The sequence below is a fragment of the Denitrobaculum tricleocarpae genome, from assembly GCF_007004665.1.
Lineage (GTDB): Bacteria > Pseudomonadota > Alphaproteobacteria > Kiloniellales > Kiloniellaceae > Denitrobaculum > Denitrobaculum tricleocarpae.
Map to the genome: position 1 here is coordinate 1 of NZ_ML660070.1, position 20,509 is coordinate 20,509.

Sequence of the window (20,509 nt, forward strand, 5' to 3'; positions counted from 1 at the left end):
CACAAACACAAACCATCCCAAAATCAACAAACAGCCAACAGAAATTCCCGCGGGGTGGAGCAGCCCGGTAGCTCGTCAGGCTCATAACCTGAAGGTCGCAGGTTCAAATCCTGCCCCCGCAACCAAAAAACATCCTGTCCGACCCGGAGACATAGGTAACAGCTTGTACCTATGACATGGGTAACACACTCGAGCCGAACGGTGTGTCGATGGTTTGCAGAGTTTTCTGCTCCAGGTCTATGTATCCCAAATCATAGTTCATAAAGCTTACGAGCCAAATACCGTCGTCGACTTCCTTTATGCCGACACGTTGTCCTGCCATGACGGTTGAGAGGTTGATTTTCTTTCTGTGCATGCAGATGCGTCCGCAGGATGTGACGATGACTTCCTTGTCGTGGAAGGGGTAAGTCAGTTCCGGCAGGCGCTGATAGGGTCTGAGCGAGGGTTGATAGACTTCGGCCTGACCGAGCGTTTTGACAGCTTCCTGACCCGCCAGATCGAAGGGGGACGGTTCAAGAATGCCAGCGAAGTGGTTCGCGCTGCCCTGCATCTGCTCGAACGTCAGGAGCGCGAGGAAGAGGCTAAGCTCGAAGCGCTCAGACGTGATGCCAAGACAGGCGCTAACGCATACGAGCGGGGCGATTACACACCCATTGCCGATGATCTTGCGCTGGATACGTTCTTTGGCGATGTAGCCGAGGAAGCCGACAAAAGATGACAGGTAGACGGTGATCCATGCGCAAACTCTCGATCACCGCTACGGCTCGCTACGATCTGACCGATATTCGTAAATACACCATCGATCACTATGGCCGCTCTGGCGCCGGCGCCTATGATGCGCTCCTCAAACAGGCCATCCGTGATGTCTGGCAAGACCCGTTTCGTCCCGGCAGCAAGGAGCGCCCCGAAATTGGACCAAACATCAGGAGCTATCATAGCACGCTGAGCCGGGAACGGTCTGCATCCGACGTTAAGTCGCCCCGGCGTTTCATCTTGTATTTTTTTGCCCCATGATGACGAAGTGGCGATCAGCCGCGTCTTGCATGACTCCCGCGATCTTGCGCGCCACATTCCGGGTGAGCATTTGGAAAAGGCACGGGACTTTGCACCGAAGATGGACAGGAACGCTGAGCGCAAAAGATGAACAGTCATTTCCCATATTGGTTACCCGTTACTTACCAAACCGGAAACAAGATCGAGTGGCTCTTCAATCGCATCAAGCATTTCCAGAGAATGGCCAAGCGATACGAAAAGAAGGGGGCAAGCGATCTCACCCTACTCAAACTTGCCGCAATCCGAATCTGCCCACGAAGTAAAGGGCGCATCACTTCGAGGTGCTAGAGCAGATCCGGTTTAGATGGAATCGCCTTCGGCGATCCGTCGTACCGGTGAATCTGCTCTACTTATATGATTTAGAGCGGGTTCACATGTTTTAGCGAAAACACAGAGTGTTTCCGTTAAAACATGACGCGCTCTAGTCTTGCATCAATCATGGGGACGATTTTCGGTTTCATTCTCCTCGCAACGGATTGATTGGAACGCGCGTCGACGTTTGAATGAGCCTTTTGCCGCCTATCAATGTGGCAGAGGGGGTTAGTTAGTCACAAATGAGTCGACATTCAATTTGAGTTCATTGAAATCAAAACGACAATCAGGGTCGACTTGTAAAACTTGCAGCCGTCTCAACCTAGGTGGCACTTTCTGTGGCAACCGTTGATCAAAAATACTTTTAGTATTGATTCAATCTAGAGGATGCAATTTCTAAAGCATATTATTTTTTTCCTACATAAAAAATGACAAATTCTAATTTTTAAGCAAATTAGTAACGCTTTTAATTTAAATTTGTATTGATGTATTTTAGGTTCTCTAAAATAATGAGGATTGTCGCATGGGGACATCATTCACGAGAACACTTGAGTTAATTGAGCGTCTCCATCGACAATGCTTGGAAGTTGTCAAGGCTGAACTTGATCGTCTCGCTGTGCGCGATCTCACGAGCGTCCAAGCAGTCATTTTATTCAACATTGGTCGCGATGAATTCTCGATCGGTGACTTGACCCAGCGCGGTTACTATTTGGGGTCAAACGTTTCATACAACATAAAAAAAATGATCAAACATGGCTATTTGTTGCAAGCCCGATCAACACAAGACCGACGACTACTACTTGTCAGGGCGTCGCCTGCGGGGGTTGAAATACACCTTGCTCTTGACAGTCTTTTCGAGGCGCACGCCAGCAACGAACTAATTCGAAACCAAGTGTCTGAGGATTGCTTGAACCGCTCTAACGAGGCACTCAGGAATTTGCATGGCATTTGGGCATCTCAAAGTCGTGCACGTTAACTTCAAGCAAGGAGTCCGGTGCTTTGGATAACTGCTTGCAAAGCACCGGAGGCGGGCTCGGTTGCAATCAACACCGAGGAAGGAATTTCACAGACACCAGCGTGGAAAACGGAGACCGCTTGTGACCAGCTCAAATATGATACCTTCTCCCCCGCCCGCAGGTGCCCCACTTGTGGAACTCTTCAATTACTGGTTTGAAGCGAAATCTGCCAAGACATCTGAAGCAATCGAACAAGCATTTCGGCTGCGGTACCAGGTTTATTGCGTCGAAAACGATTTTGAAGACCCGGAGGAACATCCCAGTGGATTGGAAATAGACGCCTTCGACGCACATTCGGTTCACAGTCTTCTCATCCATCGTCCCTCTCAAACAACGGTAGGCGCTGTTCGCTTGGTTTTGCCGCTCCGCGAAATGGCTCATTGCTTACCAATTCATGATCTTGTTGAAACTGAAGCCTTGCCTTTTCCAGTGGCAACGTCAGCCGAGATATCTCGGTACGCAATTTCGAGAGAATTCCGCCGCCGTTCCGGAGAAGAACGTTACGCTGACATTAATTGGCACGAGTTAGAGTCGAAACAGCAATTCTCAAACCGCCGGATCATGCCGCATATCACATTAGGGCTCATGCAAAATGTGCTGAGGATGGCTATTGAGCACGGCGTTTCTCATTTATGTGCAGTGATGGAGCCGGCGTTGATCAGGCTTTTGAGCCGCTTCGGACTTAACTTTCACTCGCTCGGACCGATCGTGAACTACCATGGAATGAGGCAACCGTGTTTTGCGTCACTTGACGAGCTTTTACTTTCTTCAAGGCTGAAACGTCAGGAGTTTTGGCAGGTTGGCACGAACGATGGAAAGCTAGTCGCCGCCTGCTAGTGTAAGCGTGCGAAGTTGTCGTTTCGCAACTTCTTTTGATTTCGAGATGAAGGTTGAGGTGTTTGGTGCTTCGTGCTCTCGAGCGCATTGCTCCCGTAACCGCAGCTTCGCTATTGCTCCGACTGTTAACGCCAGCTCTCTCCGTTTAGTGGTTTTGGCGTGTCGGTGCATACTATCCACCATGGTTGTAAGAGTGGCTACTCGTGTGCAAGGCTGCCGCAGGCATGCTGCGGTGACATTGATGATACGAGCGACTTCAAACCAACTTTGATGACGCATGAAACCTATGGGATTTCTTTTCTGGGCTTCGTCTCCGTACGCTTACTTGAAATTACTATTCAACAAACCGTGCATCACTACGTTATGATCGGCTGGCAAGCGAAGGTTGAGCCGTACAAAACAGAGGCGCGTTAGATGACGAAGGAAGCGAATGCGAACGAAAACCTGCGCGTCTTTGACAAACTGTCTGAAACTGCACGACTGGCTTTAAGGGCTTTTGCTCTGGCTTTAGCCTACTTCATAGCTGCTTTGCTTGGTATCGAGTGGACGCGCGAGGCGGGGAACGTTGCCGCTCTCTGGCCGCCCAATGCAATACTCCTTGCGGTTTTGGTTTATGCGACGCCAGGTCACCGGATCGTTTTTTTTAGCGTTTGCTTTGTCGCCAACGTGGCGGCCAATTTGGTCTACGGTTCACTTATCGTCGTCTCTTTGCTGCTCGCAACTGCGAATATCGTAGAAGTCGCCGTCGGCCTCTATCTCATGCGTAAACTCGTGCGCGAGGGAGAGGTTTTTGGCGACGTAACTAACTTCTCGAGGTCTTTTCTGGTGTCCGCTGTCTCAGCACCAGCGGCCGGTGCCTTTGTCGGGGCATGCACCATCTCTTACATGATGGGAGCCTCTTTTTTCGATGTGTTTAAGACCTGGTGGATCGCTGATGTAACAGGTCTGATCATCTTTTTCCCGCTTGCCTTCTTTGTTGTTCATCGCACTGAAGGCTGGTCACGGCAAGTCTCTACAATGGCCAGGGCTGTTGCTCTCGTGATCGTAGTCGCTGGGAGCGCTTGGGTTCTATTGCAGGAAAACGTCTTTGTCGTTTTCATATTGCTCCAGATGGTTTTCCTGTGGGTTGTGTTTCAGTCGAGCGTCGCTGGTTGCTCGCTTGCCGTTTCGGTGATGGGTATTGTGCTGACTTTTTTAACCCTCAAAGGTCTTGGGCCTGTTGGATCGTTGGAGGGCTTGTCGATCGCAGAACGTGTGCAGAATCTTCAAATTACTCTGGTGGCAATCGCCGTACCGATGTTGATGATTTCTATTGTACTGTCGCGGCATCGCCGGTTAGCGGCCGCGCTGATGGAGAGTGAAAAGAGGTATCGTGAACTCTATGACAACTCTCCCGTGATGCTTCATTCCATCGGCAAGGATGGCAAACTCATATCCGTAAGCGAATTCTGGCTCCGAAAAATGGGCTATACCCGGGAAGAGGTGCTTGGGCGGTCGAGTACGGACTTTCTGACGGAGCAATCGAGGGAGTATGCGAAAGCCGAGGTGATTCCGCGATTCATCCGGGAGGGTGAAATCACCGACGTGGAGTACCAATTCGTCAAGAAGGACGGCGAGGTTTTCGATGCTCTTATGTCTGCCATTCAGGAGCCTGCTGTTGGTGATGGAACTTCGCGTTCGTTTGCTGTTGTCACAGACGTTACGAAACAGAAACAATCCGAAACGGCGCTTGCACAAACTGTATCGGAATTAGAGCGATCTAACAGAGACCTCCAGCAGTTCGCGTATGTTGCCTCACATGATTTGCAGGAGCCTCTGCGAATGGTGGCCAGTTATTGTGACCTTCTGAAGTTAAGGTTCGCCGAGAAGCTGGGCGATGATGGCCGTGAGTTTATCGACTTTGCCGTCGACGGTGCTCGGCGCATGCAGGGCCTCATCAATGACCTGCTTAAGTATTCACGCGCCGGTAATCATGAATACCAGACCACCGCTGTAGATCTTGAAGAAGTGGTGGATTCTGTTCGGCGCGATCTGAGTGCTCTCATCGATGAACGTGGTGTTGAAATCCAATGCTCGGACTTGCCGACGATATGGGGGGACAGTGGACAGATACGGCTGGTTTTTCAAAACTTGATCCACAATGCGATAAAGTTTAACGACGCCACCGACCCTAGAATTGATATCGCTGCAGAGCTGGAGGGAGGACACTGGAAAATCAGCATAGACGATAACGGTATCGGTATTGATCCGCAGCATGCTGATCGAATCTTTGACGTCTTCAATCGACTGCACACGAGAGAGGAATACTCGGGCACAGGGATCGGCCTTGCAATCGTAAAGCGTGTCATCGAGCGGCATAACGGCCAAATTGCCTTGACGACGAAAGCTGGCAAAGGAACCCGTTTCACCTTTACCCTACCCAGGGAGCAATAACCCGTATCTTTGAGGCTGAACGCGTTACGGACTTGTAACGGTCTTATGATTACTCCCTGACGTGTTTCGGTCCTTCAAATGCCCTTCTTGCGGGGCGTTATCTCGCTCCTGCGTAAGAAACTCCAAGCTATTCCATAACGAGTTTGTTTCCTGTGGAAACTGCGCGAAACGTCGATGCCGGCTTACAAGCGATTGCAAAATTCAGCCCACCCGATCGAGGATCAACTTGTAAGAAGACAGTAGAAAAGAAAAATTTTGTCTGACATCAGGTTCCAAAATTGCATTTTATTTTCACAAAATGTACGACTGGAAATAGAAAATTTGCAGTAATTAATTTGCAATTTGAGTGAAAATCTTGACGAGAGATTTTAACTTATTGGTGTATAAGTGTATACTTAAATATTATGCCTACAAAATATTATAAACGTTTTCAAATTCACTTTTCCTGAGTTTCCAATCTCGTCGCCTGATTAATTTATTAGTTATTTTTTCAGTATATTATTGCGCGTAAGTTTAAAAGAAGTGCCCCTTCAGGTGGTTTTTTGAGAGCCGTTAGATACGATACTCATTGCAACCAGGTGATCAGAATTTGCAGCTATTCGGATTTCGACATTGATATCCGAAAAAATCGGATGACTTCTATGCCCACCACGAATCTAAGTAAGGCGAAGCGACCGGATGTTAAAGTGCTTCTGGTCGAGGACAACAAAGGCGACGCGCGTCTAATCTCGTTACTACTTGAGGAAATTTATGGAAGTGGATTCGAGCTTACTTTAGCAAACACCTGTAGTCTGGCATTGCACTTGGCAAACAATGAGAAGTTTGATGTCGCACTTATCGACTACAATCTACCCGACGGGTTGGGTATTGAGTTAATCAGGTTTTTTTCAAAAGAGGATCTCGCGGTTCCTGCGATCCTTCTGACCGGTCACTCTGAAAGAGCAATCGATCTCGATGCAATGAATGCCGGCGCCGCTGATTTCTTATCGAAAAACAACCTGCAGGCAACACAGCTTGAAAGGGCTATCCGATATTCTGTCCAAAGGCACAGTATCGAGCAAGAGCTTCGGCGCAGCAAAGAGGAGCTGATGCGCCGAAATCTCCAGTTGGACACGGCTAAGGCACAGCTTGAAGCTCAAACCAACAATATGATGCAATTAACAGAGCATTTGGCACAGTCAGAACTAAGCGAGAAAACTGTCTACATTATTCCGCAAGATACGGATCAGCGCCTGCAGGAACTGACAGAACACTGCCAGATTTGTGTTTGGCATGTCACAAACGAAGGTAAAACAAGATATCTAAATCCGGCGATGATAGCGCTCCTCGAAATCGATTTGTCAGCCTCGCATTCAGCATCTGATTTCTTGTCGTTTTTTACCGTGGACAGCAGACCGGAAGCTGAGTGTGAGTTCTCGAAATGGCAGAGAGGAATTGGGTCGACCTTCGAATCAGCAATTGTTAGTGCCCGCAGCGGCAAAACAAAGCGTTTAGTCCTCTCTGGCTCGCCGCTGGCAGCAGAGGGTGGAACATCATTGGATCTCTTGGTGACCGCGGTCGACATCACAGAACGGCGGCGCATAGAAGCCTCGACCAGGGAACAGGCGAGACAAGATCCTTTGACGGGGTTGCTCAATCGAAACGCCCTCCAAGAACAACTATCCCAAGCCCAGGCCAATGCCAATCGGGCTGGGCATTCTGTCGCATTGCTTTGTTTGGATTTGGATCATTTCAAGATTGTGAATGACACTCAGGGTCATCCTTTCGGCGATGAGCTTTTGAAGCTCGTTGCGAAGCGTCTTAAGGCGTCCGTTCGTGAAACGGATTGCGTCGCGCGCCTGGGGGGCGATGAGTTTGTCGTGATCCTAAATCACTTAGACTCTAATGACTCGGCAGCTATCCCTGCGCAGGTCATCATTGACAAATTGTCGGAACCATTTTGCATCAATGGTGAAACAGTTTTTACCGGGACGAGTATCGGGATCGCGACATTTCCAGACGACTCCGACACGCCGGAGGATCTGTTGAAGAAGGCGGACATGGCTTTGTATCGCAGTAAGGAAGTAAGCCGCGGCGGTTACGAGTTTTTTGATCATAGTATTCTCGAGAACCTGCTACGCACTCGCGAGCTTGAACCAGCGCTTCGGCAGGCCATAACGCGCAATGAACTACACCTTATGTATCAACCACAGGTGTGTATTTCCGGAGGTGAGGTTGTAGGTGTCGAGGCCCTTATCCGATGGGAGTCGAGAGAGAAGGGGGCCTTAAGCCCGAATGAGTTTATTCCTCTTGCGGAGAGCACCGGGTTAATCGTGCCTATCGGTGAATGGGTGCTTCGCGAAGCCTGCACCCAGTTGCGTGAGTGGCACGACGAAGGCTGGACCGAGCTCAAAATGGCAGTCAATGTCTCTGTCGTTCAGCTCAAGCGTGAGAGTTTTATTGAGACGGTTACGACGATATTGAACGAAACGGGGGTTTCGCCACGCTCTCTCGTACTTGAAGTAACGGAGAGCGGGATCATGGATAATGTGGAGCGTGCAACGCAAATTCTCGGTGCGTTGAGCTCAATGGGAATAGGGATTGCGTTGGATGATTTTGGTACAGGATTTGCCTCACTCACGTTGCTAAAGGAGTTTCCTGTCGAGCAAATAAAGATCGATCGATCTTTTGTTTCTAATATGGAAACCGATGTTGAGTCCGCTACGATCGTCTCTGCGACGATCATGTTAGGTCATAAGCTTGGGTTGCGAGTTATAGGTGAGGGAGTCGAAACAACTCGGCAGCTCGAGTTTTTGCGTAACGAGGACTGCGAAGAAGCTCAAGGGTACTTGTTTAGTAAACCCATGTGCTCAGACGATTTGGTCGAATGGATGCAAGGCTGCGACACGAACAAGCCAGCTTATTTTCCTGAAGTTGTAGCGAGTCAAATCTCCTGAATCTCAGAGTTTTTCGGTAAGTCACACTGTGTTTTTGATGTAACCGTTGGGCCTGTAGCCATGTCCTATCTTAAAAGCCGTTTGCAGATTTCGGGATACTGCATCTTTAGGAATGCCCATTGCTTGGCTTGTCTTGCTTCTCCCAGTCGCTGGGTCGTGTAGCGCCAATGGTCAGAGGCCCTGTGCATCGCTTCGCGAGACGAGATTTCTCCCTGTATTGCTTGAATTATGTTCGTGCGCAGAGCGTCGAAGTATTCCGCTTGGCCTTTGACGTAGAAATCAGGGACCGCGTGCAACATGCTCCTGCGATGGACATCGAGGAACGCTTTCGAGTAGCTCTTTTGCACCGCCGTATCGTCATAGTGTTCTGAACGGAAAGGATCAAAGAATCCCTCTGCTTCTCGAACTGCGAAAGTCGATATAGCAGGGCTTACGGCAAAAAGACTAAACAAATAAGCCAGTTCTGCATGATTCGATTGGTTTGAAACTGTATAGTTCCAGCCCCAGTTAAAGTGCGATACGCGCATAAGTTCGCCATCAATAATGCCGCCTGGTAAGACATCGTGGACGATCTTATTGCTTACAAGTGATCCCGGTTTGTTAAGAAACTTTTGAGTTCCACCCCATCCAATGTTGCAAAAAATATTCTCCTTCGAGAACCGCCGCCAGTTCTCAAACAAACTGTCCGTGTATACGTGAGGATGCAAACTCTGAGTTGCGCGAATGAGATCTTCAAGGGCAGCAACCCCCGCGTCACTTTCGAACCGAGGCTGAAAGTCATCGTCTATTGGCCAATAGCCCTTTGAATGAAAGCGCATCCACCACTCCCAAACAATAAAATCAGGGGTGCGAAAAAGAGCGCCGCCGAACCGGCCTTCATTTGGGCGATTAAAGTAGTCCATCATTAGGTCAAGGCTCTCCCAGGTTTGAGGAAGAGCAAGTTCAACGCCATGACGATCAGCAAAGCGAGCTTGCTCGTCCTTATCGTTTAACCAATCTTTGCGGAAAAACATGAGGTAGGCGTCGCCGTCCGTCTGATACCCGTATAGCCTTCCATTGTAGTAGTCGCCGACGGAGTAGAGTGATGTTGTCTGGAAGTCTTCTGGCTGATACCGCGCTGCGAAGAGATCCAGCGGTTGGATCGCACCAGCTTCAATAAGCTCTGGAAGTTCAAACGTTGCTGGTAACGCCAAATCGAAATTTGATGATCCGGAGAGTTTGTCGATTAAGACAGTGACACTGACTTGGTTGACCGGAACGACATCGATCTGAACAGCGATGCCAGTTTCAGCTGCAAAACGGCTGATAATGGGTTGGACATTCTTCTCCGAGCCTTTCGGAAGTAGAAGTCTCAGGGACGACGTGCCGCTGTCTGCCAGGGCCTTCGCTTGTTGGACGATTTGCCTGTGCAAGTGAGACAGACTGTCATCAGCTTTAGCCTTTGCAGCAACAGGAGGATACATCAAACCTGCGAGAGAGATGAACATCGCTCGTCGACGATTCATGAGTGTTGGTGGGAGATGAGGGAGCACAAACTTGATTCCAGGCTGGACAAATAACAGTTGATAATACAACTATACGCCTAAAGTGCGCCATAAACCACTCTTATTAGTTTAATATTCCCGAGCATTTAACTCCGTTCAACGAGTGCAAGTTTAAGGACTTGGTTTGCGTTTCAACCGAAACCTGACAGTCGCGAACAAACTGCGGATTGCATTCGTCGGCATTGCATTCCTATCACTTGTTGCCGTTGTCGCCGCGTTAATTAGTTTTGCGGTCATCGAAACCGCGCAAGAAGAGGTTGTTGGACATGCTCTTCCCGAGGCCTTGAATGCGCAGGAAATACGAATCCGCGCAATTGAGTTGGTCTTTGCTACATCGCGGCTGACCCAAATTGAAAGTGCTACAGATGTTGAGAAGCGATTCCGGTCTATTCGCCAGGATGCAAAGCAGTTAGGCGTGCTGATCACGGATATTGAGTCCGCAAATGGCGCAACTGCAACCAGTGCTGCACTGCGGAATTCACTTCAAACACTCCGTGCTTCGCTGGAAGAGCAGTTTGAAGTGACAATGCGACGCCTTGCACTCGATATCACCCTTCGCACTGAGTTTACGAAGACGCGTGACTTGATCGATAAGATCTTATCGGCTCTGCATCCCGAGGCGATAGGACATTCAGCAGCGTTGATCGAACACGGTAAAGCTCTCCTGTCGATGCTGGACACGGAAAGACGCTCAACAAGGGAAGCTGTTGCTGAGCGCCTCGAAAGACTCGTTAATGCTGACATTTTTGTTTTTCAGCAGCTCTCTGAGATGCAATTCAAAACGGAGATCCTTGGGTCATATTTGGATCAACTTAATTCTGCCAGCGATCAGGACAGCGTACGCAAGCTTCACGCCCTGTTTAACCCAGATTTTGAGAGCGTGTTGCGTGAGACGATCGACAGCCGCGACAGTCAGACAAGAGATGTAATTGCGACAAGTATTGTCGAGCTCTCGAAATTTACGCTTGGCCCGGATAGTTTGTTCGATAAAAAGTTCGAGCAAATCGAGAGTAGTCAGACCTTGGCAAGGCTGTCGGAAGAGAGCGTCCGCCAGTCGGCTCGAATTTCCGTCCTTACCGACCAACTGCTGTCAGGCGCAGAGCTATCTATCGAGTCAGCAGCAACCGAGGCTCGCGGGGTCATCAGCTCAAGCCGGGTCGTGCTTATTTTTGTCGCCGTTTTATCTGTTGCCGCTTCGACAGCGGCTACTTGGTTCGTTGTAACCCGCAGCATCACCCAGCGTTTGAAGCGTTTGACTGCTGTCACCCGGCGCCTTGCCCGAGGGGAACTGGATGTGGAAGTGAAAGACGACGCTGAGGACGAACTCGGCGAGATGGCTCACGCCATCTCGGTATTTCGTGAAAATGCCATTCAATTGAATGCATCCCGGGAAGAGTTGCGTATGCAGCAAGCAGAGCAGCGTCTGATCTTTGACAACGTACCAGCGCGCATTTGGTACAAAGACGACAAAAACCGGATCCTTCGTCTGAACCGGCAAGCTGCCGATGCAATGGGAATGAGCGTCGAGGATGTCGAGGGCGCTGATACTTACGAGCTTTTCCCAGCGATGGCTGCGAAATATCATGAAGACGATCTGCGGGTCATCAAATCCGGCAAGCCCATGCTTGGTATCGTGGAGAAGTTTACGCCTAAGCACGGCTCAGAAGGGTGGGTTCGAACCGACAAAGTGCCCTACACAGACCCCGAGACAGATGCGCGTTACATCCTTGTCGCGGCCACGGACATCACGCCGTTAAAAAAGGCAGAACAAGAGCTTGAGCGAGGTTTAAACGAACTGAGGCAATCTAACGAGCAACTACAGCAGTTTGCATACATTGCCTCGCACGATTTGCAGGAGCCGCTTCGCATGGTTGCCAGCTACTGCGACCTTTTGGAGCGCCGGTATTCGGAACTGCTGGGCGAGGATGGAAAGGAATTCATCGGTTACGCTGTAGATGGCGCGAAGCGCATGCAACACTTGATAAATGATATCTTAAAGTACTCTCGTGCAGGCAATCAGAAGCTTGAATTCAGTGAGGTGCAGATCGCCAATGAGGTTGAAGCGGTATGCAGCGATCTAAAGATGCTTATTGATGAAAAGAGCGTTGAGGTGAAGACGAGCGACTTGCCTGTTGTCACGGGTGATAGGGGACAAATCCGTCTGGTGCTCCAAAACCTGGTGCACAACGCCATCAAGTTTAACGACAAGTCTGCCCCGATTGTGGAAATCGGCGCATTGGATATCGGGCAGTTTTGGAAGATTAGCGTCGACGACAACGGAATTGGTGTGAACGATCAATATGCAGAGCGGATTTTCGACGTTTTCCAGCGTTTGCACACCCGGGAGGAGTATCCGGGCACAGGCATTGGGTTGGCGATCGTCAAGCGGATCGTCGAGCGGCATGGCGGGAATGTAACCCTGGAGCGAAAATCTTCGCCGGGTTCGTGCTTTGCTTTCACTTTACCGAAAATCAATGTAGCTTGAGAGTGGGAGGACGAGAGGCAAGGATCATGGACACAACTCCAATTGAGATACTTCTGGTCGAGGACAATCCTGGTGACGTGCGGTTGACACAGGAAGCTCTCGCCAGCGCGAAGATCCTCACAAAAATGAACTCGGTTCTGGACGGTGAGACTGCCTTGCGGTTTCTCCATCGGGAGGGAGAGTTCAACGATTCACCACGGCCCGATCTAATCATCCTGGATCTGAACCTCCCGCGTGTTTCTGGTCATGAGGTGCTCGCGAGCATTAAAGAGCATGAACACCTCAGGCGTATTCCCGTGGTCGTACTGACATCGTCTGAAGCCGAAGAGGATATTGTTCGAAGTTACGATCTTCACGCCAACTGCTACGTCCGAAAACCCGTTGACATGAGTAGCTTCATCGACGTTGTCAATGGTATTGAGGACTTCTGGTTCACTGTCGTCAGATTACCTTAGGGCAACTGAATGGAGGGGCGTGTTTCAAACAGCGTAAACGCAATTCCAGCGCCGGCGGGGACTCATGCAACAGGGTACTGACTTGCAGATCATGATTGTCGAAGACAATCCAGCGGATGCCGTACTTGCCAGGGAGATGCTCTCGGACATTGACAATGCGACTTATCATATCTCGACGGTCGCTCGTCTCGACAGTGCATTGGCTGAGTTGGCAGCAAACGGGTTCGATGCAGTCTTGCTGGATTTGACCTTGCCGGACGCCCGGGAGTTCGAGGGTTTGAAAGCGCTTCTTGCCGAGTTCCCCGAGCTGGCAATTGTTGTTCTAACGGGACGCGATGATGAGAGCCTTGGGTTGGAAGCAATCGCGGAGGGTGCCCAGGATTATCTTGTGAAAAACCGGATGACGAGCGAGCTGTTGTCACGTTCTTTGAGATACGCGATCGAACGCGCAGACTTAAAGAAACGACTGGAAGAAGCGAGCATTCTTCAAAACCGAACGCGGGAGATGGATGCGCTCTATTCGATTGTGGGTGAAACCTCGATGAGCGCAACACGCAAACGTTTTAAGAGTCCACCTCTTAAAGAGGCCGCTCCGACCGCGTTCAGTGGGCTCGTCAAACAATATGAAAGTACATTTGATGTTGCCATATCCGAACAGCTTTATCGGGTAGCAACATCATCGACGGATCAGTTTAGACGTTTGGCTGATGTCTTCTGCCAATATCGCGCAGGGCCCAAAGACGTTATCGATGTCCATCTATCGGTTCTCGACAAGAAAGTCACCGACGAGAACCCCTCTCCAAGACAGTTACTCAGTTTAACACAGGAAGCGCGAGTTGTTCTCGTGCAGGTTCTGGGCTTTGTGGCCGAAGGGTACCGAACCTATGCAATGTGGACAGGTGGCCCCGGCAATGGTTCCGATAGAGAGTGAGAGAGCTGATGACAGAATCAGAACAGTTTTATCAAGTAAAGCTCTACGTGACAGGGCATACACCAAGATCCGAACGCGCCATTCGGAATCTTCGCGCGATTTGTATGAACGAATTGGAAGGCCGGTATCAGTTGGTGGTAATCGACGTTGTCGAAAACCCGCAGTTGGCTGAAGACGACAAAATTATCGCGACACCTGCTGTCATCAAAGAATTACCGCTACCGGTCCGCAGGATTATTGGAGACCTGTCGGACCGGGAGCGAGTGCTGCTAGGATTGGATCTGATCGTATACAATAGCTCAAGGGCAGAGTCCGAGAAGGAATGAAGAAAACATGTCGACAACAGTTGATCCCGTTGATGCAATCGAAAAACTTCCGACAGGAATTCCTGGATTTGATCACATTTCGCAGGGCGGTCTTCCGTTGGGCCGAACGGCTTTGGTTGCCGGTACCTCGGGCAGCGCCAAGACCGTGTTCGCATGTCAGTTCCTGGCTGCAGGTATCCTGCAGTACGACGAGGCTTGCGTCTTCATAACCTTCGAGGAAACGCCGAAGGAAATACGGAAAAATATGCTTGGCTTCGGATGGGACATCGAAAAATGGGAAGCTGAGAAAAGGTGGACTTTTGTCGATGCTTCACCGGAGATTGGCGACGAACAAATCGTCATGGCCGATTACGACTTCGGCGGGCTTCTTGCGCGCATCGAATTTGCGATCGAAAAAACCGGCGCGAGGCGGGTCGCCTTTGACTCGATCGGCGCGATCTTCGCGCAGTTTGCCGATACCGCCATTGTGCGGCGTGAGCTTCTACGGATCGTGAGCGTACTGCGGGAACTCAAAACGACCGCGGTACTTACCGCGGAACGAACAGCGGAATATGGACCGGTGGCACGTTATGACGTCGAAGAATTTGTATCTGATAACGTCATAATTCTACGAAATGTTCTTGAAGGAGAGAAGCGCAGGAGAACACTCGAAATCTTGAAATTTCGGGGTACTGTGCACAACAAGGGCGAATTCCCGTTTACCGTCATGCCAGGCTCAGGTTTGGAGGCTATTCCCCTCTCAGCTATCGAGCTGGAACAAGGCTCGACGAACACACGGATCACATCGGGCAACGAAGATCTTGATAGCATCTGTGGAGGTGGCTTCTTCAGAGATTCTGTTATTCTTGTGTCCGGCGCGACCGGTACAGGTAAAACGCTTATGGTCTCAGAGTTTGCCGGGGCTTGCGACAAAGGCGAAAAATGCTTGATTTTTGCTTTTGAAGAAAGCCGAGAGCAACTGACGCGAAATGCAGATGGCTGGGGGTTGGACTTCCCTGAGTTTGAACGCAGAGGCCGTTTGCGGCTGAGTTGCTTTTACCCTGAATCAGCGACTCTTGAGGACCATCTCATCCGTATACGGCGTGAGATTGAAGCTTTCCAGCCTGATCGGGTCGCGATTGACAGCCTGTCGGCATTGGAACGCGTTTCTTCGGTCAAGGCCTATCGCGAGTTCGTCATCAGTATAACCGCGCATGTGAAACAGCAGAATATCGCAATGCTGGTGACAGCGACGACACCTTCCTTGTTAGGGGGGAGTTCCGTGACTGAAGCTCACATCTCGTCCATCACAGACTCCATAATTCTTTTGCGATACGTTGAGCTTCTGGGTGAAATGCGCAGAGGATTGACGGTCATCAAGATGAGAGGTTCCCGGCATGATAAAGATATCCGGGAGTACACTATCGACTCCACCGGAATGAGCTTAGGGGAGCCTTTCAGAAATGTGACGGGAATCATTTCTGGAATGCCGCAAGGTATTTCGGTTGAAGAGCAGGGAAGACTGAATCAATTATTTGAATAGATTTTCTTGTTGCGGTTAAATTTACACACCAATAAGTAAGTAATTAAATAGATATTATCGTAAAGATTGACATTAGTAACGAACTGTTAACTAAATATGCCTAAACAAGGCAATGAGTTAACGAGTTCGTAAAAGAATGACGAAATCTTTATTGCGAATCCTTCATGTCGAAGACAATCCCGGTGACGCAAGGTTGCTGCGGGAGGATGTTAACGGCTTCCAGGGCGAGGCCTTTGACCTCATTCAGGTGCGAGGTGCATCGGAAGCTGTCGACTACCTGCAGCAAGCTAGCGCTGACCTTGTTCTCTTGGATGCAAATCTTCCGGATGTTGTCGGTATCGCCACTGTCATCAAAATACTACAAGTGGCAGATTCAATTCCGGTCGTGGTTCTGACCGGGCATGAAGACCTGACCTTTGCTGAAGATGCAGTCCGCCTAGGGGCGCAAAACTGCTTGGTCAAAGGCTCGCTTACAGGAAAAAATCTGATTCAGCAGCTTCTTCTGGAGGTTCAGCGGTTTCGTGTGATGCATGAAGCAAATGCCGAAGTCAGAGAGACAGCGCGGGAGCGGGCTCAATATCAGAGCATCATTACAAACAACGCAGATAGCCTGGTTCTTATCGACGAGCAGGGTGTCGTGCAGTTCGTAAACCCGTCCGCGGAAGCCTTGTTTGGCCGCTCCGCCGAGCGCATGATTGGCCAGCCATTTGGTATTCCTTTCGAGAGCTTGGAGCGTACGATTGTTGATCTCGTGCGCCCCGACGGCACCGTCGCCGTTGCCGATATGCGAATCATGCGGACATCCTGGGAGAAAGGCCCTGGCTATATTGCGACCCTGCGCGACATCACGGCAGAGCGTTCAGAAGTACGAGAACTTCGAATTGCGAAATCTCAAGCAGAGCGGGCGAGTCAACTCAAGTCCAGTTTTCTTGCAAAAATGAGCCATGAACTCCGGACGCCGCTAAATGCGATTTTAGGGTACTCGCAAATGATTGAGTCGCAGATCTTGGGTCCTATCGGTGTTCCAAGATATATTGAATACGTAGGGAGCATCCAACAAGCTGGAACTCATTTACTTAATGTCGTGAACGATCTTTTGGATCTGTCAAAAATAGAGGCGGACCAATTCACTCTAAACGAGACGAATCTTGATTTAGTAGAGCTCCTCTCAAATGCGATGGATACGACCGCAGCTATTGCAGCACAAAAGAACATGGCGATCGAGCTTCATTGCGATTGCAAGAGCTTGTTTGTCAAAGCGGATGCTACTCGATTGTCGCAGATCTTCTATAACTTACTATCGAACGCGATCAAGTTTTCGCCTGATAGCTCAAAGGTCGAACTGAGAATCATTAGTCACAGAAAAAGTGACCCTCAAATCAAAGTCATAGACCATGGTTGTGGAATTTCAAAAGTCGACCGGGAACGGGTCTTTTCAGCGTTTGTTCAGGCAGGGGATGCAACGGTCGCGCGGGAAAGTGAAGGAACAGGGCTCGGTTTGGCCGTTTCGCGAGAGCTTATACTGCTGCATGGGGGCGACATTTTTATCGACAGTTTTCTCGGCAAGGGAACTACAATGACTATTTTGTTCCCAGAGGATCGGGTGACCTCTGTCGTGCCTTCGCATCAGAAAGAAGAAGAGTTCAGGCGCGAAGTTGTTGCATAAACGATTGCACGCTTCCAGTTTTGGGGAATTCACATGCGGAGATTCTAACCTTCCGCTTGTCCGATTTTGGTTCTGACACTCTACCTCCAGATCACCTTAGAGTAGGGGCGTCGTATGAGGCCCGGTTGATCAGTGGTGTTGTTGCATTTCGTCGCATGGATGAAGAAGATACGCGGCGATGCGCCGGGTGATCTAAACCATTGAGCTTTCGCTCGTGTCCTCGGAGCGACTGATGAACGCTCTCAGCCGGGTCGATAGCGTTTAGACTAAAGTCGTGTTCTGCCACGAGGCCTGCGGCTCGAAATGCCGCAAAGTAGGACTCAAATTCACCTGTCATGACTGTGCCGTGCGCAAAGCCGTGCTCCTTGAGTAACTGTTTTGTTATAAGCTTCTTCGCGCCCTACATATCTCGCTTCCTATGGACAAAGAAATCCAATGCTTCGCTCTCATTGTCGGCACCGGACCAGGACAGCCAATAGCGCTGCGCTGAGACATGATCGCCATTTCATCAAGGTGTTCATGTGAGATAGCGTTGGTTCAGACCCGGCGGAGGTTTGCAGAAGTTGGCGTTCCGAACGTTATGCGCCAGCGGTGGGTAAACAACAGCACGGGAGGGCCAGGTCTTGTTTAAGTACCTGTATTCCTTCAGTACCGCAGGGAGCGTAGCCTCATCGCTGAGAACACTGCACAAAGTTGGTTGCGTGCCCCCGCAACCAATAAAAGTACCCGGCCCCGTGCCGGGTTTTTTATTGGATATCAGACCGGACCCTGAACCTGCGAGCTCCGCCGGGTGATGAGACCTCGCGCATAACTGACGCAATTCCCGTTCAAACCGACTTAAAAACCCGCTGCCTCGCAATCAGCGTACAGCCGATCGGGACATATGCACCTCGCGCGAGATTTTTTTGCGTTCAGGATTATCAGGAAACGCAAAACGCCGTAAGAGGATACGGCACGACGAGAGCCTGGGGGTAATTGAAGTCATTAGAACTATTCCAGCAGTGCCAGAAGTTCGCGCGCCGCGGCTTCGGACGATGCCGGGTTTTGCCCGGTGACAAGGATACCATCCACAACGGTATGGGACTCCCAGTCCTGCCCACGTTCATAAAGCCCACCGTTTTGCTTTAACATGTCTTCGACCAGGAAGGGGACGACGTCAGTCAACCCGACGGCGTCTTCTTCGCTGTTCGAAAAGCCGGTGACTCGACGATCAGCGACCAGAGGCTTGCCGTCGGAACCTTTTGCGTGCCGAAAGACCGCTGGCGCGTGACAGACTGCACCAATCGGCAAGCCGCGCGCCCAGAAAGCCTCGATCAATCGCCGGCTGTGTTCGTCTTCTGTCAGGTCCCAGAGCGGTCCGTGCCCGCCAGGAAAAAAGACGGCGTCGAAGTCTTCGGGGACGATTTCCGAGAGCTTCTTTGTTGCGGTGAGCTCGATTTGTGCATCCTTATCCGCTTTGAATCGTTCGGTCGCCTTTGTCTGGGCGTCCCTTGCGTCGCTTTTGGGATCAAGCGGCGGTTGCCCGCCTTTCGGCGAGGCTAGGGTAACCTCGGCTCTGGCGTCTCGCAGAACGTAGTAGGGCGCAGCAAACTCTTCCAGCCAAAAACCCGTCTTGTTTCCCGTATCGCCAAGCTCGCTATGTGACGTCAGAATCATCAGTACATTCATCAGATTTCCTCTTGTTATCATGAGCTTCTAAAAAGCTTCTCAGGTCCAGCGCCTCCCCGAATTTGCCGTTCGGCAGACGATCGTTCACAACCTACTTCGTGATCTCATCCCAGAAGGACTCAGATTGCTCATACTCGGGCATGGCTTTCAGGTCGTCCTTGGTCATGTTGACAACGAGCGGGCTGTCATCAGTGAGTTCGAGTTTTTTGTCGGAGCTGACGCGGTGTCTGACATGCGGGAGGTTTCGGCTGACTGCGTTGTCATATCATTCGTCTGGGCAATCGCGGAGGCCGCCCAGGCCGTGTTTGCCGCAATCAGTGCCGCGCCCGAGAGGGCGATTCCTAAACCTTTCTGCATCTCCTTGATCCTTCTCGGCCTCCTCGTTCGGCCTGCGTGCTGCTTCTCCACCACTCTGTTGGAGAGTTAACGGGCAGGTCACTCAAGCGTTCCCCTCAAGCTGACTTTTTTTGACGCTTCACGATCACCGCTGGAAGGAAACGATCGGCATGAAGCGGAACTAACAGGACCTGGTCGCGTTAGCAGTGCGTAGCCATCAGCAATTTTGGAGAAGAGTGATGAACAGCATAATTTACCTCGTCGGCCTCGTTGTCGTTGTCTTGTTTATTCTTTCGTTTCTTGGCTTACGGTGAGTAAGTCTCATGACAACAGAAACGTCGGAAGTTACCGTGCTTGCCTCTGCGCCAGAGCGGGCCGGTGAATCGCATCTTGCCTGGAGCGCGGTGTTGGGCGGGGCAGTTGTTGCCGTGGCCATCTCGGCATTTCTTCTTCAATTCGGGACGGCGGTCGGTTTGTCTGCCGGCGCGCCCCTCCTGGACGACGGAACCGTGTCCTGGAATGTCTTGGTCGCCGGTTTATGGGTCGTCTGGGTCGCGCTCGCCAGTGCGGCCGCTGGCGGATACCTCGCCGGACGCATGAGATCCAGGTGGGTTCACGCGCCCCAGCATGAAGTGGAATTTCGTGACGGCATTCACGGCCTTGTAGTTTGGGCTGTCGCGAGCCTCGTTGCAGGATTTTCGCTATTTATCGCGGCCGGCTTTGCAGCATTAAGCGACGCGCCTTTGGCGGCCGGGAACGCCGGTGACGTATCCGAGCTTGCAGAGCGGATCGCGGGCAATGCCTCGATCATAACTGCTTTCGCCACAGCCGCAGCGGCGGCAATCGGTGCTGCTGCAGCGTGGTTTGCGGCGAAGCTGGGTGGAGAACATCGCGACCAAGAGGTCGACGTCAATACTCTTGTCCCATTTTACAAAAAGTGAGGCGTGTACTGACTACCTCTTACTAGTTTTCATGCGTTGATGTTGGAC

At 50.7% G+C, this 20,509-nt stretch carries 16 protein-coding genes and 1 tRNA gene; 14 read left to right on the forward strand and 3 right to left on the reverse strand.

The window, feature by feature from the left end:
- Positions 1-48: 48 nt before the first annotated feature.
- A tRNA-Met gene (locus FKG95_RS28265) sits at positions 49-125 on the forward strand.
- A gap of 44 nt (positions 126-169) precedes the next feature.
- Here FKG95_RS28265 and FKG95_RS30285 read toward each other — a convergent pair.
- Positions 170-550, reverse strand: coding sequence for a hypothetical protein (locus FKG95_RS30285; protein WP_246116934.1), 381 nt, complete (start codon positions 548-550; stop codon positions 170-172).
- Between FKG95_RS30285 and FKG95_RS28275 the strand changes: the two genes are divergently transcribed.
- The 6 genes from FKG95_RS28275 (at position 446) to FKG95_RS28300 (ending at position 8,587) form a co-directional block, all read left to right on the forward strand.
- A complete protein-coding gene (locus FKG95_RS28275; RefSeq protein ID WP_142899827.1) occupies positions 446-718 on the forward strand; it encodes a type II toxin-antitoxin system ParD family antitoxin in 273 nt (90 codons plus the stop codon). The genes FKG95_RS30285 and FKG95_RS28275 overlap by 105 nt on opposite strands.
- A gap of 17 nt (positions 719-735) precedes the next feature.
- Positions 736-1,014, forward strand: a complete 279-nt coding sequence (locus FKG95_RS28280; protein WP_142899828.1) for a type II toxin-antitoxin system RelE/ParE family toxin — start codon at positions 736-738, stop codon at positions 1,012-1,014.
- Between the two features lie 874 nt (positions 1,015-1,888).
- Positions 1,889-2,341 (forward strand): helix-turn-helix domain-containing protein, encoded by a 453-nt coding sequence (locus FKG95_RS28285; protein WP_142899829.1) that lies wholly within the window; start codon positions 1,889-1,891, stop codon positions 2,339-2,341.
- Positions 2,342-2,513: 172 nt separating this feature from the next.
- Positions 2,514-3,218 carry a PEP-CTERM/exosortase system-associated acyltransferase gene (locus FKG95_RS28290; RefSeq protein WP_179954316.1) on the forward strand — a complete coding sequence of 235 codons (705 nt, stop codon included), beginning with the start codon at positions 2,514-2,516 and terminating at the stop codon, positions 3,216-3,218.
- 414 nt (positions 3,219-3,632) lie between these two features.
- Positions 3,633-5,651 carry an ATP-binding protein gene (locus FKG95_RS28295; protein WP_142899831.1) on the forward strand — a complete coding sequence of 673 codons (2,019 nt, stop codon included), beginning with the start codon at positions 3,633-3,635 and terminating at the stop codon, positions 5,649-5,651.
- Positions 5,652-6,292: 641 nt separating this feature from the next.
- The gene (locus FKG95_RS28300; protein ID WP_179954317.1) at positions 6,293-8,587 is read left to right on the forward strand and encodes a two-component system response regulator; all 2,295 of its coding nucleotides are present in this window, start codon (positions 6,293-6,295) and stop codon (positions 8,585-8,587) included.
- Positions 8,588-8,652: 65 nt separating this feature from the next.
- On the opposite strand, the gene FKG95_RS28305 is transcribed toward FKG95_RS28300, so the two are convergent.
- Positions 8,653-10,074, reverse strand: a complete 1,422-nt coding sequence (locus FKG95_RS28305) for an ABC transporter substrate-binding protein (protein ID WP_179954318.1) — start codon at positions 10,072-10,074, stop codon at positions 8,653-8,655.
- A gap of 181 nt (positions 10,075-10,255) precedes the next feature.
- Between FKG95_RS28305 and FKG95_RS28310 the strand changes: the two genes are divergently transcribed.
- The 6 genes from FKG95_RS28310 (at position 10,256) to FKG95_RS28335 (ending at position 17,516) form a co-directional block, all read left to right on the forward strand.
- Positions 10,256-12,616 carry an ATP-binding protein gene (locus FKG95_RS28310; protein WP_142899834.1) on the forward strand — a complete coding sequence of 787 codons (2,361 nt, stop codon included), beginning with the start codon at positions 10,256-10,258 and terminating at the stop codon, positions 12,614-12,616.
- Positions 12,617-12,642: 26 nt separating this feature from the next.
- Positions 12,643-13,071 carry a response regulator gene (locus tag FKG95_RS28315; RefSeq protein ID WP_142899835.1) on the forward strand — a complete coding sequence of 143 codons (429 nt, stop codon included), beginning with the start codon at positions 12,643-12,645 and terminating at the stop codon, positions 13,069-13,071.
- A 64-nt stretch (positions 13,072-13,135) separates the two neighbouring features.
- Positions 13,136-14,002, forward strand: coding sequence for a response regulator (locus FKG95_RS28320; RefSeq protein ID WP_142899836.1), 867 nt, complete (start codon positions 13,136-13,138; stop codon positions 14,000-14,002).
- 8 nt (positions 14,003-14,010) lie between these two features.
- Positions 14,011-14,328 carry a circadian clock protein KaiB gene (gene kaiB, locus FKG95_RS28325; RefSeq protein ID WP_142899837.1) on the forward strand — a complete coding sequence of 106 codons (318 nt, stop codon included), beginning with the start codon at positions 14,011-14,013 and terminating at the stop codon, positions 14,326-14,328.
- 7 nt (positions 14,329-14,335) lie between these two features.
- Entirely contained in the window at positions 14,336-15,850 is a 1,515-nt protein-coding gene (kaiC, locus tag FKG95_RS28330; RefSeq protein ID WP_142899838.1) for a circadian clock protein KaiC, read from the forward strand.
- A 136-nt stretch (positions 15,851-15,986) separates the two neighbouring features.
- Positions 15,987-17,516, forward strand: coding sequence for an ATP-binding response regulator (locus FKG95_RS28335; RefSeq protein ID WP_142899839.1), 1,530 nt, complete (start codon positions 15,987-15,989; stop codon positions 17,514-17,516).
- A gap of 990 nt (positions 17,517-18,506) precedes the next feature.
- On the opposite strand, the gene FKG95_RS28340 is transcribed toward FKG95_RS28335, so the two are convergent.
- Positions 18,507-19,184: a type 1 glutamine amidotransferase domain-containing protein gene (locus tag FKG95_RS28340; protein WP_142899840.1), complete on the reverse strand. Its 678-nt coding sequence runs from the start codon at positions 19,182-19,184 to the stop codon at positions 18,507-18,509.
- A gap of 659 nt (positions 19,185-19,843) precedes the next feature.
- On the opposite strand from FKG95_RS28340, the gene FKG95_RS28345 reads away from it, so the two are divergent.
- The gene (locus FKG95_RS28345; RefSeq protein ID WP_142899841.1) at positions 19,844-20,461 is read left to right on the forward strand and encodes a hypothetical protein; all 618 of its coding nucleotides are present in this window, start codon (positions 19,844-19,846) and stop codon (positions 20,459-20,461) included.
- Positions 20,462-20,509: the final 48 nt, after the last annotated feature.